The organism is Corynebacterium sp., assembly GCF_030530965.1.
In the GTDB taxonomy this organism is placed as follows: Bacteria; Actinomycetota; Actinomycetes; order Mycobacteriales; family Mycobacteriaceae; genus Corynebacterium.
The window spans coordinates 40,949-58,262 of the sequence record NZ_JAUMTY010000004.1 but is presented as its reverse complement, the minus strand read 5'-3'; the positions used below and the strand labels follow the sequence as shown (position 1 = coordinate 58,262).

At 56.9% G+C, this 17,314-nt stretch carries 9 protein-coding genes; 3 read left to right on the top strand and 6 right to left on the bottom strand.

Annotated features, from left to right (window positions below):
• Positions 1-111: 111 nt before the first annotated feature.
• Entirely contained in the window at positions 112-1,152 is a 1,041-nt protein-coding gene (locus Q3981_RS01845) for a PDZ domain-containing protein (RefSeq protein ID WP_303123313.1), read from the bottom strand.
• Positions 1,153-1,249: 97 nt separating this feature from the next.
• Here Q3981_RS01845 and Q3981_RS01840 point away from each other — a divergent pair, with 97 nt between their 5' ends.
• Both Q3981_RS01840 and bluB read left to right on the top strand, forming a co-directional pair.
• Positions 1,250-2,920: a zinc-dependent metalloprotease gene (locus tag Q3981_RS01840; protein ID WP_303123311.1), complete on the top strand. Its 1,671-nt coding sequence runs from the start codon at positions 1,250-1,252 to the stop codon at positions 2,918-2,920.
• Between the two features lie 48 nt (positions 2,921-2,968).
• Complete coding sequence (gene bluB, locus Q3981_RS01835) at positions 2,969-4,774, top strand: 5,6-dimethylbenzimidazole synthase (RefSeq protein WP_303123309.1); 1,806 nt, start codon at positions 2,969-2,971, stop codon at positions 4,772-4,774.
• A 91-nt stretch (positions 4,775-4,865) separates the two neighbouring features.
• Here the strand turns inward: bluB and Q3981_RS01830 are convergent, their stop codons facing one another.
• Positions 4,866-5,420 (bottom strand): M48 family metallopeptidase, encoded by a 555-nt coding sequence (locus tag Q3981_RS01830; protein ID WP_303123307.1) that lies wholly within the window; start codon positions 5,418-5,420, stop codon positions 4,866-4,868.
• Positions 5,421-5,536: 116 nt separating this feature from the next.
• Here Q3981_RS01830 and Q3981_RS01825 point away from each other — a divergent pair, with 116 nt between their 5' ends.
• The gene (locus Q3981_RS01825; RefSeq protein WP_303123305.1) at positions 5,537-6,484 is read left to right on the top strand and encodes a hypothetical protein; all 948 of its coding nucleotides are present in this window, start codon (positions 5,537-5,539) and stop codon (positions 6,482-6,484) included.
• A gap of 52 nt (positions 6,485-6,536) precedes the next feature.
• Here Q3981_RS01825 and Q3981_RS01820 read toward each other — a convergent pair whose 3' ends face one another.
• From Q3981_RS01820 to Q3981_RS01805, 4 genes are all read right to left on the bottom strand, one after another.
• A complete protein-coding gene (locus tag Q3981_RS01820; RefSeq protein ID WP_303123303.1) occupies positions 6,537-8,654 on the bottom strand; it encodes a UvrD-helicase domain-containing protein in 2,118 nt (705 codons plus the stop codon).
• 40 nt (positions 8,655-8,694) lie between these two features.
• Complete coding sequence (locus Q3981_RS01815) at positions 8,695-9,837, bottom strand: TrkA family potassium uptake protein (protein ID WP_221924360.1); 1,143 nt, start codon at positions 9,835-9,837, stop codon at positions 8,695-8,697.
• Positions 9,838-9,967: 130 nt separating this feature from the next.
• Entirely contained in the window at positions 9,968-13,648 is a 3,681-nt protein-coding gene (locus tag Q3981_RS01810) for an ATP-dependent helicase (protein ID WP_303123299.1), read from the bottom strand.
• A 94-nt stretch (positions 13,649-13,742) separates the two neighbouring features.
• Positions 13,743-17,270, bottom strand: coding sequence for an ATP-dependent DNA helicase (locus Q3981_RS01805; protein ID WP_303123297.1), 3,528 nt, complete (start codon positions 17,268-17,270; stop codon positions 13,743-13,745).
• Positions 17,271-17,314: the final 44 nt, after the last annotated feature.

Here is a 17,314-nt window from a genome sequence, read left to right as displayed (position 1 = left end):
ATAAGTGTACTCATTGAGGAGTCAAAGACGAACACGCATGACGTCCACCATGATCCTCGACTTATATGACCATGATGCTACGTCCACTACCCCACTCAAGAACAGATCTTTTTAGGAACAGGTCGTCGGCTTCTTGCCGGCTTTGACCTCTTTCAACGCGGTCACTGCGTCGGAAAGGTTATTGACCTTCGCCAGAACAACGCCATCATGGTCGCCCGACATTGCCTCCGCACAGTTGTCGGACGGAGTCATGAACATCGTCGCCCCCGCCTTCTTCGCGGCGTCGATCTTGTGGGAGACTCCACCAATCGGTCCGACGTCCCCATCAGCGTCGATGGTTCCCGTTCCCGCGATGAATTTCCCGTCGGTGAGGTCCTCGGGAGTCAACTTGTCGACGACGGCCAACGTAAACATCAGTCCCGCTGACGGGCCACCAATGTCGTCGAGGTGATAGTCGATCGTCGTCCCGTCGGCAGGCTCTTGTTTGATGGTGATCCCCAGAATCGGAGCGTCATCGGACTCCCCTTGCCGCACGGGAACGGAGACATCCTGAGATTTGCCATCGCGCTGCACCTGAAGAGTGACCCGATCCCCCACCTTGTGGCTGCGCACGGCCTTGACCAGGTCCTGCGGCTGCGCAATCTTCTGACCGTCGATCCCCTCAATGATGTCGCCTTTGCGGATCTCGTCGGACCCCTCGGGCTGAGACATCACCGTGACCGCCATCGGCCGATGAAGGTACTTCATCGCCGCGGACGTCGCATTATTTTCCGACGACGCAAACGCGGCCTGATTCTCCTTATTCACTTCCTCCGGCGACTGATTGGCGGGGAAAATCTGCTCAATCGGAACCAATGTGTCATTCGTCGTCGCCCATCGCGTGATCGCCTGGGGCAGCGACATCCCATGACGAACCGACACCGTGGTCATATTCAAGTGGCCCGACGTCGGATAGGTCTTTGTTCCCGAAATGTCGACGACATTCTTGCCGCCCGTTGTGCCCAGCGTGTTAAACGTCGGGCCGGGACCTTCTGCAGCATAGGGCACAGAAAGGTCAACCGAGGTGCCGGGAATTTCCGTCAAACTCAGTGCAACAGCAGACGCAACCACGGGAATTGCACCGAGAATAATTGTCTTGTTGCGCAGACTCACAGCGATCAAGCGTACCGGATGCCGCACCAGCACCGACGAGGGCCGTTCGCTAATAGCATGTGGAGAGATGCTTTCCAGAGCCGGTACCGTAGAGGGTATGAGTAACCACGGCTTCGGTTTTTCTTCGAACAACGACGACAATAACGACCGTAACGACAGAAACGACGACCAGAACAACAATAGCCAGAACGGCGATAGCGGCCAGGGTAATTCCCCTAGCGGAAACAATGGCCGCGGGGATAGCAACCGCGGCGATAGTGGCAATGACGGTGGCTCCCCTGGCGGCAGCGGTAACCCCTTTGAGGCTTTCTTCAATATGGGCGGCGGATCGGGTGGCGATATACCCGGTTTTAGCGCCTTCCCCGGTGGTTTCGCCGTGAGCGGATCCTCTGGTCAGGGCGGTTTAGGTGACATTCTTAGCCAGTTCGGGACGATGCTGTCGGGGATGGGTTCGTCGATGAACTCTCCCGATGCCAAGGGCCCCATCAATTTCGCGATGGCCGATAAGATTGCTCGCCAGACCATTAAGCAATCCAACCCGACGCCTGTCCGGCAGTCTGATCAGAAAGCTGTCGAGGACTCCACCAGCCTGGTCGAATTGTGGCTGAGCAATGCGACGATTTTGCCGAGCAACGGGAAGGTCCCTGAAGTGTGGGATCCGTCGGAATGGTTATCCCGGACGCTTCCCACGTGGAAACGCTTTATTAGTCCGGTAGCAGAGAGCCTGAATGAGGCGCAGAAGGACGCTCTCCCCGAAGAGGCGAAGCAGATGGCTGGTTCGCTGCTTGGCATGTTAGCCCAGGTCGGCGGCATGAATATGGGGATGCAGCTGGGGCGCATCCTGGGCGATATCGCCACCTCTGTCACGAGCGTGTCCGAGTGGGGATTCTCCCTGGACGAAAAACATGGCAGTGCTCTACTCACCGGCCAGCTGGACACTCTTGCCGAGGAATTTAACAAGCCCAAGCGTGAGGTTCTTATTTACCTCTGCGCCCGCGAACTAGCCCACCAGCGACTCTTCGCGTACGTTCCGTGGCTCGAGGAGCGGCTGCTTCTGGCCGTCGAAACGTATTCGCGTGGACTGTCGCTGGATACGTCGGCAATGGAAGAAGCCTCACGGTCCATTGACCCCGAGGCGCTTTCGGACCCGGCGCGGATGCAGGACATGTTCCAGCAGATTCAGAATATGGATCTTTCGCCGCAGATTGTTGCGTCGAACGAGCACGCGGGTATCCAGTTGGACACCATGTTGTCCCTCGTCGAGGGCTGGGTGGACAATGTTCTTGCCGACGCGCTCTTCGACCGCATTCCGGTGATGGAGTCGATCCAAAAGTCCTGGTCAGCGCGACGCGCGATGAAGCCGGGGCTGGAGAACATGGCGGGGAACACTGGGCTGGACTTCTCTGCTAGCCACGCCGACGAAGCGGCCGAACTGTGGCGGCGGCTCACTGTTGCGGTGGGTATGGATCGACGTGACCACGTGTGGGACCACCCCGACTTCCTTCCGACGGCTGACGATATCGCTCACCCGGCCGAGTTTATCGACGGTATCCTGGGCGAATCGGACGACGACGAGTTCAACCCCATTAGCGAAATTGAGAAGCTCGAGCGCGAGCTCAATGAGCAGTCCGGTAATGCGGCTGGTAGTGATGCACGCGGAGATGGGTCCGGCAGCGGGTCTAGTAACGACGCGGGCGATCACGGGGCCGACGCCGACGGGGCCAGTGACGATGGGTCCGGCAAGGATGGCTCCGGCGACGAGAAATAGTCACTCGCACTAGATATACGCACTGATTATTCGCACTAGACATTCACAGTGGAAGACACGCAGCACATGAATACGGACCGTCGATGGGAACGCCCAACACCCGTCATAGGCGATACAACCTCAGCCGCCGAGCGCGCTGAAAAGCCCGACGGATGGGCGTTGCCAGACGACGTGCGTGCTGCATTGGATCGCGTGATCGGGGCCCGGCGCGATATACGTCGCTACCGCCCTGAACGGGTGCCTGAGCATCTTGTGCGAACTATCATCGACGCTGGTCACGCTGCACCTAGCGTTGGGCATAGCCAGCCGTGGCGGTTCATCATCGTCGATGATCCAGCTCTGCGGGATAAAGCAGCCATGCTGGCTGACGTCGAAAAGCTCAAACAAGCCGAACTGCTGACACCCGATAGAAAACAGCGGCTGCTTGACCTGCAACTCGACGGGATTAAGGAAGCACCGCTGGGAATTGTGGTGGCCTGTGATCGACGGACCCCTGCCTCCGGGGTTTTGGGGCGTAACACTTTTATTGATACCGACCTGTGGAGTTGTGCGACGGCCATCGAGAACATGTGGCTGACGGCGCGGGCCTACGGGCTCGGTATGGGGTGGGTGACGTTATTCCGCCCCGATGACCTGGCCGAACTGCTGCATCTGCCCGAGGGCGTTGAAACGCTGGGGTGGATGTGCTTGGGGTGGCCCGACGAGCGCCCGCCTTCGCCTGGGCTCGAGCGGCGTGCGTGGTCCAAGAAACTTCCCGTTGAGAACCTCATTATGCGGAATGGCTGGCGTGAGGGGGCTGCGTCGCCGGCGAACGCGATCGCGACTCCCGGTGATGGTCACATGCCGGACCAGGCTCATGTTGTCGCAGCTCACGATTCTTCCGACCAGCTGCTGACTCCGCCCGGTTCGCTGGGGATCCTGGATACAACTATGGATAAAGTCGCCGCGGTTGGTGATATTCACACGGCTCAGCACATTCTTATTGGGGCTGACCATCCCGTGACAGAACATGGGGTCTCGTCGTTTTCGCCGTCCGTCACGCGGGAAATTATGGATGCGTCAGTGGTCGGTGAGAGCCTCGGTGTGACGACGGCCGCGGGGGCGGGAATACCGTCACTTCTTATCGACGCGGGGGCTGACGGTGATTCGGGGCGTGAGGGCCAAAGTGACCGTAAGGCTCGCGAGGACCGCGACGATTCTGCCCACGCTATTCGTTATGTCCACGCTCATGATGATCGCGGGGATATCGCTACGACTCCGGCCTTATCCCTCGCGGATACCCGCGCGTTGATTGACTATGGATGGAAACTCGCCGGCGAATTCACTGAACCGACGTTGTTTGCGGTCGGCGAGGTTGGGATCGGCAACACCACTCCCGCCTCCATTTTGGCAGCGCATTTCACCGGGCTTGATGTGGAGGATGCCGTCGGTATTGGTGCCCACTCCGATACCGCCATGATGGATCGGAAACGTGAGGTGGCCCGGCAGGCCCTGTCACGCGTTCACCCATCCTCTCCCATTGATGCTCTTGCCGAGTTCGGTGGGCCCGAGTTCGCGGTCACGACCGGGCTGTGCTTGGGTGCATTGGATAATCACCATGTCGTCGTCCTCGATGGACTCGCCATTTCTGTGGCCGCGTTGGCTGCGGTGCAGATTAATCCCGCGGTTCAATCACACCTGGTCGCGGGCCATGTGAGCCGCGAGATCGCGCATCGCACCGTCATTACGCACTTGGGGTTGGAGCCTCTGCTCGCTCTTCGGTTCCGATGCGGTGAAGGTGTCGGCGCTATTCTGGCCACACAAATGATCATGACGGGGCTTAGTGCCCGACGCCACACCGGACGCACAGCTTAGGTCGACGTTCAACCGGGCGCGGATAACTAGGCGTGGGACGTCGTCGGTAATAAAACGGCGCGGACCGTCGTCGGTAATACTAGGGCTGGTACTAAGACTGACCGGCTCCACGGCCCCACCGCTGGTAAGCCTCCAAGTAGCCGTCGGCACGCTCCCAATAATCCACGCGATGCGCCCACGCCCAGAACTCCGCCGAATGGTTCGGAATGAACGTGTGCACCAGCTCGTGAACAATAACCTGGTCAAGGACGTAATCGGGAACGTCCTTCAGATAATGACTAATCCGAATCCGCCCCGTATCCGTGGAACATGACGCCCAGCGGCGCTCCATATTGGTCACCCACCGGATATCCGTCCACTCCGCGCGGTTCTCCAAATACTTCGCATTCAAACGACGGGCCCGGCGGTACAGATCCTCATCCGACTTATCCGCGACGGAGGACTTCTTCTCCACCCGGCGGACGAGCGACTCCACAGAATCACGCAACGATGCAGCCGACATCCGCGCCGGTGCCATGACGACGATCCGGCCGGACTCACGGCGGGCGGACAATGTTTTCTTCCTCCGCGACGACAGGCGAATTTCCACCTCTGGCGCAAAGTCCTCCACGACCGCAGCGACGTCTCGCTTGACTCTGTGGGGCATAGTTTCACTCTACAGTGTGGTCGGAGGGCTGCCGGTACACTACACATAGCGCTGTGCTGGAGCGCAGCCGGGGGAATTCACACGAATGAATAGTTCACAAGCCGAGGGGGAGCACCGTGAGGTGGCCACACACTATCTGTTTATCATCCGGAACCCGCGTGTTTGTTCGCCCTGACGGGTGGCTGCGCATCGGTGCGGACACCTCCACCTCGGTCGTGATTCCTATGGCCGACCGACCCACCGCCCAGCGCGTCGCCCGAGCACTCCTCACTTGTTCATCCCCACAGCCAACCTCAGCAATAATCAGCAGAATCGAGCAGGCGGTATCCCGATCTTTCGCGCTCACACTTATCGACGAACTTTTGCGCACTCCTTTGCTTGTCGCCGGGAGTGTCCGGCCCGGGCAAAGCAGAACGAGCCTCACTCCCCCGCACAGGATCATTGCCGTGGAGCCATTGTCTCATGTTCTTGGCGATATATTTCCTGGTCAGTCCGTGCTTTCGCCCATTATTGTTGAAACTTCCGACGGGATTCTGGCGTCCCACATGGGCTCGCCCGGCTTGCCTAAGCCGGATGAGCCGTCCGAGCCAGGGAACTCGGAACGCAGTGCCCCTTGGGCGAGCATCGTTGCGGTGGCAACGCCCTCCCCTGGCCTGCTCGCCGCCGTCAATGAGCCGTATTTATTCGTAACCGTTCGCGATGGTGCGCTCAGGATCGGCCCTGCTATGACCGGGTCGCCTGCGCATCCAGCGGGTGATGTCACCGGGTGCCCACTGTGCATGCATATGGTGACGGTATCTCCTGACCTGGTCGACGAGGCGATCTCTGGCCGCCGTACTGACACACTGACGCTCACGCATGAGATGGTCACTGTCGCCCGCGGGATCATCGCGGCGCAATGGTCGGCGTTTAACGACTGGCTTGCTGTTCCGTCTCTCCCGGCCCCGCCGACGGTGGGCGCGTCGGTAAGTATGAATCCTCGGACAATGGAGGTCGTGAGGTCGCCGATTGCCAGGGACCCTCATTGCCCTGTGTGTGGCATTATCGGTCCGCGGTGGCAATAACAAGCGCAGTGAAACTGACATTGCGACCGGCTGGTTACGCCGATCCTCCGCCTTACGTTGATTCAGCAACGATGCGGAGAATATCGTCCCCGTAGAGTTCCAGTTTCGCGGGGCCAATACCGCTGATGTCCAGGAGTTCTTCCGCGGTGGATGGTTGCTGCTCAGCAATGGCCATCATGGTGGCGTTGCTAAACACCGTGTAGCTGGGTGTTCCCTGCTGGTGCGCCCGCCGCGACCTCCAGCGCTGCAGAGCGTCAACCAGCTCGGCATCAACGTCACCGCCACATTTGGCGCAATGCCCCATCACCTTCTCGGCCGGGGTTTGTAACGTGGCCCCACACTCCGAACACAGCCGTGAGCTGCGCTTTCCTTTCCGCGGGCGGTCAGCCGTACTCTTCGACGTCGGCGCGATGCCGTCGAGGAACCGCGTGCGTTTCCGGGACGCCCGACCCCCGGACTCGCGGGCCAGTGACCAGCTCAGTTGCAGATGCTCACGCGCACGGGTCACCGCCACGTACAGCAGCCGACGTTCTTCTTCGATCGCCGACGAACCCAGCGCGATAGCTTGTCGAATGGGCAGTGTTCCCTCCACGAGGCCAACGACAAAGACGGCGTCCCATTCCAGGCCTTTGGCGGCGTGAATCGTCGCCAAGGTGACGCCTTCTGCCCCTGCTGGGGGCCGGTTCGATTGGGCACGTTCGCGGAGGATGCTCATCACGGCGGGCATATCCGCGCCGGGCGAGGCGTGAACGATATCCACAATCAGGTGGTAGAGGGAGGATAACGATTCCCACCTCTCACGTGCTCGTTCGCCCGCCGGGGCTCGCGTGGACAATCCCTGCCGAGCCAAGACGGCCTTGATGTCAGAAATAAGCTCGTCGCCGGTGTGGATGGTCCCCGACTCCATCTGTGCACTGGCCAGCCGCTCTAATGCCGCCAACGACCCAGTGATCTCAGCGCGGTCAAAGAAGCTCTTTCCCCCGCGGACATGGTGCGGAATGTTGGCCTCGTCCAGGGCGTGCTCAAACTTCTCCGACTGCGCATTGAGGCGGAACAGTATCGCTATTTCCGACGGCGGAACACCGGAATCGATGAGCCGCCGAATCCTGCGCGCCACGACGGCGGCTTCCAGGGATTCGTCGTCGAATTCTTCGAATACTGGTTCCGGGCCGGCGGGGCGCTGCCCTTCGAGCGTGAAGTCAGCCGTCGACACCTCGTCGCGTGACTGGGAAATGACTTTATTAGCCAGCCCGACGACTTGCGGCGTGGAGCGGTAATCGCGCTGCAACCGGACGACGGTGGCGTTCTCGAAGCGTCGAGGGAACCGAAGGAGGAACGACGGATCCGCACCAGTGAACGAGTAGATCGTTTGGTTTGCGTCTCCGACGACGGTGATATCGTCGCGGTCTCCTAACCACCCGTCTAACACGCGTTGTTGCAGGGGCGTGACGTCCTGGAACTCGTCGACCACGAAGCTTCGGTAGCGTGCGCGGAATTCTTCTGCGACTTCCGGCAGGTTTTCCATGGCGCCGGCGACGTAGAGCAGGAGGTCGTCGAAATCGAGAAAGACACCGTCGGGTGTCGCTTTGATGTCTTCGTAGACGCGGTATGCGTCGGCAACTTTGTCTGCCGAAATGGGGGGTTCGCGGTGGAGTTGTTCGACGCGTTTTTCGTAGTCGGCGGCGGAGATCAGCCTGGCTTTGGACCATTCGATTTCGCCGATGACGTCGCGGATGGTGTCTTTCCCGGCTTTGATTCCGGTGTGGCGGAGCGCCCTGGACACCATGCGGAATTTGTCGTCAAGGATTCGCCACGGCAGGTCGCCGGCTATTCGTGGCCAGAAGTAGGAGAGCTGTTTGCGGGCTGCGGCGTGGAATGTTCGTGCTTGGACTGCGCCTGCCCCCATGATGCGGAGGCGCTCTCTCATTTCTTCGGCGGCTTTGGTGGTGAAGGTGACGGCGTGAACTTGTTGTGGAGTAACAAACCCTTGGTTGATCAGGTAGGCAATGCGATGGGTGATCGTGCGCGTTTTGCCCGTCCCTGCTCCGGCGATGATGGCGAGGGGGCCTCGTGGGGCTGTTGCCGCTTCGTATTGGTCGGAATCGAGTTCCTCGAGTGAGAGGTTAAGGCGATTCCCTGCCCCACCGCGGGGGCCACGAAAAGAGGCCATCCTTCTCCTTCCCATGGTTGGCCATCGTCGTAGGATCCTGTTATTTCTTTTCCGCCCCGGACTTGCGCGGTTTCACATTTTTCGCACTGGGGTTGCGCGGGGTATTTCCCTGCCCGTCGCTGCCTTCGGCGGGGTACACGCGCCGCACGTAGAGCAGCCGGTCGCCCTGTTCGACGACGTTGGCTTCGGGGGAATCGATGCGGTACAGCTCGCCGGACCGCACCACGCCGAGCACGATGTCGGAGAGGTTCCTGGGATGGCCGCCGACTTCGTCGTCTCGTACGACGCGTTCGGCGATGGAGAATCCTTCGTCGGGGCTGAGCAGGTCTTCCATCATTTCCACAACGGAGGGGGTCATGGTGGCCAGGCCCAACATTCGGCCCGCGGTTTCGGAGGAAATGACGACTGAGTCTGCGCCCGATTGCCGCACCAAGTGGACGTTTTCCGATTCTCGAACGCTAGCCACGATGGTGGCGGAGGGGGCAATTTCGCGGACCGATAGCGTGACGAGGACGGCGGTGTCGTCCATGTTGGGTGCGACAACCACGGACCGGGCCCGCGACACACCCGCCAGGCGGAGGACGTCGGCTTTGGTGGCGGACCCGTTGACCGTCACGAGGCCTCTGTTTTCGGCAGCGGCCAAGGAGTCTTTGTCGGTATCGACGACGACGATCTGGTTCGGGGGGACCCCGTCCTCAACGAGGGCAGAGACGGCGGATCGGCCTTTGGTGCCGTAGCCGACGACGACGGTATGGTTGCGCAATTGTCTCCTCCACCTTTGGATTTGTAATGCTCGACGGGATGCTTCGGTCAAGACGGACAGCGTCGTACCGACCAATAAGACCAGGAATACGATACGCATTGGTGTGATAACGAGGATGTTGACAATGCGCGCGTTTTCTGTGACGGGCGTGATGTCGCCATACCCTGTTGTCGTCAACGAAACAGTGGAATAGTACAGCGCATCGATGAAGGTCAGGTGCTCTGAGTACCCGTCTTTGTCCAACCAACAAATGACCGACGCCACAAGGAGCAGGACCAGGGCGTAGAAGAATCGGCGGACGATCAACCACCACGGGCTCAGCGGTGCTTGCGAGGGGATTCGGACGATGTTGACCAGCGCATGCACGGGCAAATTGTTGAGGGGTGCCTGGTCCCCGCGCACTTTGAAGCGCTCACGCATTATGCATCACCCGCATGGCGTTTCGTTCTCCTTACTCGCTGGTGGTCGTTGTGCTGGCTTGGAACGTGGCTAATTTCAGGGGCAGGTGCAAACTGTCCTCCCCCATTACGTCGCACGTTCACACGGTTACTCACTGCATACTATCGCCAGATTGTTCATTATCTGAGTCGTCCAGTGTAGAAAGGACACTCTGAGCGAGTTCGTCCGGGGATGGTAAGTCAGTGGGTTCGTAGGTCTCGTTGAGCCTGACGTAGTGAAAAGCTGCCCTGATAGTGGCGTTCGGTATGCCTGTGTCAGCTAACTGTCGGCGCAGGGCTTCTTTATACATCGCGAGTTGGATCTCTGCTCTTTTCATATCTTGACCAGTAGGTTTCTTACCGGTCTTCCAGTCGACGATGAACCATTCTGGTGTGCCATTCTTCTCGCTCTTGAAGATGGCATCCATGCGGCCACGAATGAAGTAGCCTCCCAGGTTCAGGGTGAATGGGCGTTCAACGTCCCACGCTGTTTTCCCAGCCCATGGTGACTTCATAAATGCTTTTTTGAGGCGATCGAGTTCGGGCTGAGAGATAGGAATATCGTCGTCGCTATCCTCCATTGCTCCTAGCAATTCATCATCGTCGATGAGCGCAGATGCACCGCCCAGCTCTGCCTCCAACCAGTTATGAAATGCCGTGCCTCTCTTGGCGTATGGGTTGGGTTTGAAGGGCACCGGCCGAGCACGACGACGCGCAAATGCTTCGGGGTCAACTGACGCTAGCATCATTTCCGAGGTCGTCAACTCCAACCCGAGGGGAACATCGGTGTGGCTCGTGTAGGCGGCTCGTGCTTCTTCAATCAGTGCTGTGGTCTCATTTTCCCACGTGGCGGACAAAGTACCGGGGTCCGCCTGTGGCGTGTAGCCCTTTCCGGGGTCAGCAGACTCAGCCTTGAGATCTTCCATAGCTGCCCGTACTAACTCAGCTGCTTTGTCGACGGATTCACGACGCTCTCCTAGCGGATCGGATGGCCATATAGGAGCTTCACTCTGAGGTTCATCACTCGCGGTCTCTAAAGGCGGTTCCGTGAGGTCGATGCTCCACGTTGGGTGCTCTCCGCCGGAATTTGCTGTAATGCGGAGTGGCTCGTCTGCATGAGTTGCTTGGAGTTCTTCGAAACGCGCATTGACGTCAATGCCCAATTTGCCTGCGACGATGTTCTGGACCTGAAGGAAGCGGTGTGACTTCTGAAGGTAGTTTTTGCTAGCCGGGTTAACGCTGTGCCCGGAAACAAGCAGTCGGCGCGCGCTCCTAGTGATGGCTACGTAAAAGAGGAAATCAGAATCCCTTATGTCAACGCTCTCAATCTCTTTTTTATATTCTTTTTCTGCCGACTGAATGTCCTTCCATGTCGCCAGCTCGGTGTCCTTGAATACGGGGAAGCCTAGTGGGTTAGCGGGTGAACGGGGATCGCCTCGGAGCGCGGAGGGGAGGATTTTCGAGCTTCGCAGCCACGTCCCGGTCCAGTTTCCTTTTTTCTTCCCCTTCTTCTGCTTCGAACCTGAACTTAGATCTGGACTGTTATACGTGGAGTCATCACAAAACGGAACAGCAACGACATCCCATTCCAATCCCTTCGCACTGTGAACAGTGAGAATTTGAACCTGATCCGAATGAACAGAGACTTCTCCGGCTTCTATAGTCGTTCCCGGTGCCTCATCCGCCGCTCTTAGGTACTCGAGAAATTCCTGTGTACTTCCCCCACGTGCTGTGAAGTCTTCGGCGACATCACGTAGTCGATCAAGGTGAATGGTTCCCGCAGCCCCGTCCTCGGACGGATCTTGGCGAGCAAGCACCTCAGTTCTGATGCTTAAGGTGCTCTCAATTTGGGCAAGAAGGTCCGGAAGCGGCACCGTCATACTCTGCCGACGCAGCCACCGCAGTTCAGCTGATAATGCCTGTACCCGCATGCGCCCTTCATCGCTGAAGGCCGATTCATTCCCCTGGCCTGATGATATTCCAAGGTCTGCAATTGCATCAGCCAGACTAACTTCAGTTCCATCTCCCGGAAGTTCAAGCTCGTTAGCTTTTTCTTCAAATACTTCGATGGAATCAATTTCTTTGTGTTTCGATTTCCTCGACCCGGATTGATTGTCGGATCCCCGAGCAAGGTCCTTGGCCCGGTTACTGAGTGCCTTAATATCCCGGGTTCCCATCCGCCATCGCGGACTACTCAGCACTTCGAGCGTGGCTTCATCATCACTTGGATCAACCACTACTCGCAGTACAGACAAAACCTCCCTAACTTCGGGGATGTCATAGAGTGAGTCTGGCGACATACCAACGGGAATGCCCCGCCTCATAAGAGCTTCAGCAAATGGGGTTATGTGGTCGTTTTTTCGCACAAGGATCGCGCCTGTAAATGGCTTAGTTGGCTCACCTTGTGACTTATTCTGCATCGCAGATCGGTATTCCTGTTCAAAAACGTCGGCAACCCACTCGACTTCATCGCGCTCATCTAGAGCCCATTTCACGGAGACGACCCCAGCGCTACCTTTTTTACCGCTACTCAACGTCGGTACAAGTGCCGAAGAGTCAGCTTCAACAGCATCAAAGCCACAGCCTTCCCCACCAGACAAGGCATCGTGCGATACAGCATTGGCTAGTTCGAGTACTTCATCCGGGTTGCGAAATGATTGAGAGAGAGCCCTCTTTTCACAGGGGACAAGAACACCACCCTGATACCGGGGAAAATCATCCAGGAATTGATACAAGTTGCCGGGGCTTGCACCACGAAAACCATAGATACTTTGCATCGGGTCCCCCACCGCTGTCACCCCAACAGGTTTATCGATTGAACCCGTGTCTGCTAAGTCAGACTGAGAACCAAAAAGACTACTTAAAAAAGCATGCTGCGCGTGGTTGGTGTCCTGATACTCGTCAAGGAAAATAGCTCGGTACCGCGTGCGTAATTCCCGTCCTATCTCGGGGTACTTTCGGACTAGCTGCGTAGCTTTTGCAGTAATTTGTCCATACGTCATCAGCAGTTTGTCAGAGAGTCTCTTATAGAACTCTTGCTGATACTTCAGAAGCATCAAGCGATCTTCATGAGGTGTACAAAGTTTACTTACATCGCTTTTCAACCTGCCGCGGTTTGCACCGCGTGTAGAGATAACTCCTTCTGCGTTCACGACATTGTCAATAAATGCCCGGGATTCGCCAATCACTTGTTGAGGAGTCGCCAGGTGGTTGTCCATCGCTTCAGACAGCTCGAGCATATATTGTCTGGCCGTGGATTGTGCCTGTGAAAAGCTACAGTCATCAATCTCATCCTTGTATCCGATATCGCTGATGACTCGGTTAGCGGTTAACCATTGTTCCGGACCATCAGCCACTTGAGCAGCTGGTTCGATAGGCAAGAGGAGACCAAATTCATGAACGACCTTCTGCATAAAGGAGTCATAGGTCACGACCGTTTGCTGGATATCCTGCATGTTTTTCCGGCGTTGGTCATTCGGCGGAAGTGACTGGATGAGGTCGCTCGCTGCCAGTTGAGTGAGACGGTGACGAATACGAGCATTAAGTTCACCCGCAGCTTTTCGGGTGAATGTTAAGCCCAGTATTTGGTCCGTGGAAACCCATCCATTAGCGACGAGAAAGACCGCACGTGCTGCCATGGTCTCAGTCTTTCCAGCACCTGCGCCCGCGACAATGAGCTGTGGCTCTAAATCTGCCTCAATAACAGCGGTTTGCTCGCGTGTTGGTGCAGGGCGGTGTAACGCCTCAGCAATGTCTTTCGCGTGAAAGACAATCCCATCGAGAATGTGGGACATGGTGATATCGTCCAATCTTTTTAACAACGGTGTTCACAAGTATGTTTGATGGAAAATAGTGCTAACCATCGAAGACGTAGACCTCGAAATAGAGCTAATCCGCGTCTTCGATATTCGACGGGGTGAAACTCGGAGCCAACGCGGATTTTCCGACTAGCACACGGCTCAGAGAACGAGAGCGAGAGCTCTGATCGGGTTGAGAATCAGCACTGCCAGCGAAGTACGGGCCCGCCATAACAAGTGCAAGATCAACGAGCTGCCTTGCCCAAGCGTTAACGTCGTCGTTAGTCAACGGGTCCTGGACAGTAGGCTTCCGCGGTTTTTTATGCGGATAAATAAGTTCAGCGCCTGCCAAACAATTGTCCGCTGAGCTTTTCTCCGGCATATGAGACGAAGGCGGAGAGGACACAGAGCTGGAGCTGGTATTCTGCTGATCTACCGATTTGGCCACCGCGGTCTGATAAGTCTTGAGTTGTGGATTCTCAGGTATATCGCTCGCTACCTGATTACCTGTTTTGAAATCGATGATGTAGTACTTTCCATCGTCACTGATTTCGAGACGATCAATCTTCCCTCTGACATAGACATCGTCGCCTGAGTTTGTCTGGCCGATGAGGGACTCAATTACTTGTTCAACCTCTGCGTGACCGGTTACAGCCGCATATCGAAGATGTAGCTTTTCCACCAGACGGTCGAACATGTCCGTCCACTTATCAATTTGATCGCCCTTTTTCCACGTAAGAGCCCCTAAAAGACGAGGTACTGTCGCTAAAAAGACATCGCGAACGTCCCCCTCATCAACCCCGCGCTCCATAGCCTCAGCTGCCATGTGGGTTAATGTGCCTAGCAGGGTTGCACTAGTATCACGACCTGAGGTTTCGACGCTCTGTAGAAAAGCCTCAAGCGGGCATTCGAGGTACCTTTCCACCTGAGATGGACTAATAAAGTACGCAGTCTCAGGGTCATGCAGACTCTCAGTTGTCGATAACTCCTGAACACCCCACCAATGATCAGGGTTAGCCGCGGTGATCACGGATTCCCGGGAAGGAGCGTCACCTGCAGCTAAAGCCAGACGGGCTAGTTGCCGTGCAGCGTGGTGCCGCTCATGGCTAGGTGCGTCCTCGGACTCAACTACGCGCCTAAGCTCAGCAATGAGGGAATCCGGTGATAAAACTCGTGGAAATTCGCATTCTGGGAGCGTTGACAGCGGAGACTGAGTGTGCGCTCCACCAGCGCTTTTAAGAGTTCGTAAGTCAGCACTATCTGAGGACTCAGTATCGTTCTCAACGTCCGAACTCACTAAACCATGACCGCCAGAAATCTCCTCCAAGAAACGAGAGCGGGTATCTGCATCGCTATCAACTGTTCCATCATCCGAAACATGAGGTCCTACAGCTGTGACCAACAAGGATCGACGTGCGCGTGTCACTGCTACCAAGAATAGGCGGCGCTCTTCAGCCAAACGATCGTCATAGCGGCCACGCCTATTCTCGGGACGCCCTGGTTCAACACCACGATCTAGGAAATCAACAAATTCTTCTTGTCGAAAAATAGTTCCCGTCTCGGACAGCGACGGCCATACATCTTCCTGTAAACCAGCAACGACGACGGTATCCCACTCTTTTCCTACGGTGGCGTGGGCCGGAGACACGTCGACCGCTTCTCGAACAGGTCCCCGTCTATCACGGGCCCCCGTCGGTAATTCTTGTTCCACGATAAATCGAACAAATGAGGTTATCGTGCTGTGTGGATGACGTTCGACATAATCCCCAGCGGCGTCAAATAAAGACATGACAGCGTCCAAATGCTGGTCGGCCATCGATCCCACAGCACCGCCCCGTAGCGATTGATTAGCCAACGCTTCCGACAAATCAGCTGCATCCCATACCGCCCATAAGATTGCCTCAACACTCTCACCGTCGTGGAAAGCTTTCTGACCAGCTTGAATGACACTGCGCACCCGCATGATCAGATCTTTTTCCCGGGCAGTGAGGTTCTCTGTGAGATCAATAAGCTCACCACCTAAGAGAATGAACCGCAGGGCATCAATCGCGCGAAAAACCGAGCGGGCGTAATCTTCATCGTCGGTCGTAATCATGGCCGTCAGTTCAGCCGCTCTTACGGGATTACCAAACTCAACTTTCATGAACCCACGCCGAAGACCACGCAAAATACGGCGGAAGGTAATGGGGTCTCCGCCACCGATCGGGCTGAGGACCATTCGTTCAAGCTCGTCGTTTGTAAGGTCTTCACCAACCGCGCACCTGACAGCTTGAAGAATTGCCCGAACCATCGGTTGCTCAGACAAGACAATCTCCGTGGGATCATCAGCTACTGGCACCCCCGCCGCCAACAGACCCCGCCTCATCGGTGCAGCTTGCCCCTTCGAACGAACAATAACGGCAATGTCTTTCCACGGAATCTTATCGACGATATGGGCGCGCCGAACGCGATCCACCACCGCAGCAACCTCGGCCGATGGTGAAACGAGAACCCGCACATGGGCGTCACCAGGCTCGGCACTATGGTGGGATAACCACTCGGCGTCCTGATGACGGATTTCTTTCGCCCACCTTAAGCTTTCGGGATGGCGGGTCGCGTCGGCTACGCGGGCAGCCAGTTCGGCTACTGGAGGAGCCAGTCGTTTGCTCCCCGGCAAATCGATAGTATTTTCTGTTTTCGCCAGTTTGTCCGCGTACGTCGTGCTGCCACCACGGAATCGAAACACTGATTCTGATTGCTCGCTAGCAACTAGCGTTAGCCGCGCACGAGATCGGAAGCGTTCCACCAACTCTGACGACAGGGGATCGAAGAACTGGGAATCGTCGATAAGAATGACATCGAAGCTTAACGACTCTGCTAATTCTTCATCATTATCAAGGGCATCAACTGCGGCGCGGACAAGCTCTGACGCGTTAAGAGCATTCGACCCCATGAGGCGAGCCGTGGCCCGATACTCATCGTAAAAGTCAGCGGCAGCACTCCATTCATCACGAGAGCAATCCTGGCCATACTGCCGAAGTTCCTTCGATGTACACCCCCGCTCAGCCACACGCAGCAAAAAGTCCCGGAGCTGACGGGCAAAACCAAGAGTTGTCAGAGCAGGTCGCAACCGCTCTGGCCATATATCCGCCCCTCTTTCGCTGTGCTCACGGAGCATGTCACGAACCAGAGAGTCATGCTCTGCACCTGTTAACAAGCGCGGAGCAAGCAGTCCCGGTGTATGCGCCGCTTGATGGCGTAATATAGCAAAAGCAAACGAGTGCACCGACCGGGCGATCGATCCGGAAAACACTCTCTCTATCGCAGTATCATTATCGAATCCTTGTTCGATTGCACTTAAAAGCCACCGATTAGTCCGTACAGCAGCCTCTTTCGACGCAGTGAGAAATAAGATCGAATCCGGATTTGTGCCGGCCATAATCTCTGCCCGGGCAGCATCCCGTAAAAACGACGAACGCCCGGCACCGGGTCCGCCTTTTACCACAAAAGTCCCTGATGAAGAGCCTGCTGAGTTGATAACGTCCGATGCTGTCCCCTGCCACTGGAATTCAGTGTGAGCGGCAGTTTCTTTAGTCGGGTGGATGTGGAGCGGACTCCGTGTAGGCGTCGATGTCAACATGGTGCTGATTATTGCACTTGGTTAGGACACGCTAGATCATTTTT

Bases quoted from the DNA above. Each gene is read 5' to 3' on its own strand.
- Q3981_RS01840 (WP_303123311.1), top strand. From the start codon at position 1,250: ATGAGTAACCACGGCTTCGGTTTTTCTTCGAACAACGACGACAATAAC.
- Q3981_RS01830 (WP_303123307.1), bottom strand. From the start codon at position 5,420: ATGCCCCACAGAGTCAAGCGAGACGTCGCTGCGGTCGTGGAGGACTTT.
- Q3981_RS01820 (WP_303123303.1), bottom strand. From the start codon at position 8,654: ATGGCCTCTTTTCGTGGCCCCCGCGGTGGGGCAGGGAATCGCCTTAAC.
- Q3981_RS01815 (WP_221924360.1), bottom strand. From the start codon at position 9,837: ATGCGTGAGCGCTTCAAAGTGCGCGGGGACCAGGCACCCCTCAACAAT.
- Q3981_RS01810 (WP_303123299.1), bottom strand. From the start codon at position 13,648: ATGTCCCACATTCTCGATGGGATTGTCTTTCACGCGAAAGACATTGCT.
- Q3981_RS01805 (WP_303123297.1), bottom strand. From the start codon at position 17,270: ATGTTGACATCGACGCCTACACGGAGTCCGCTCCACATCCACCCGACT.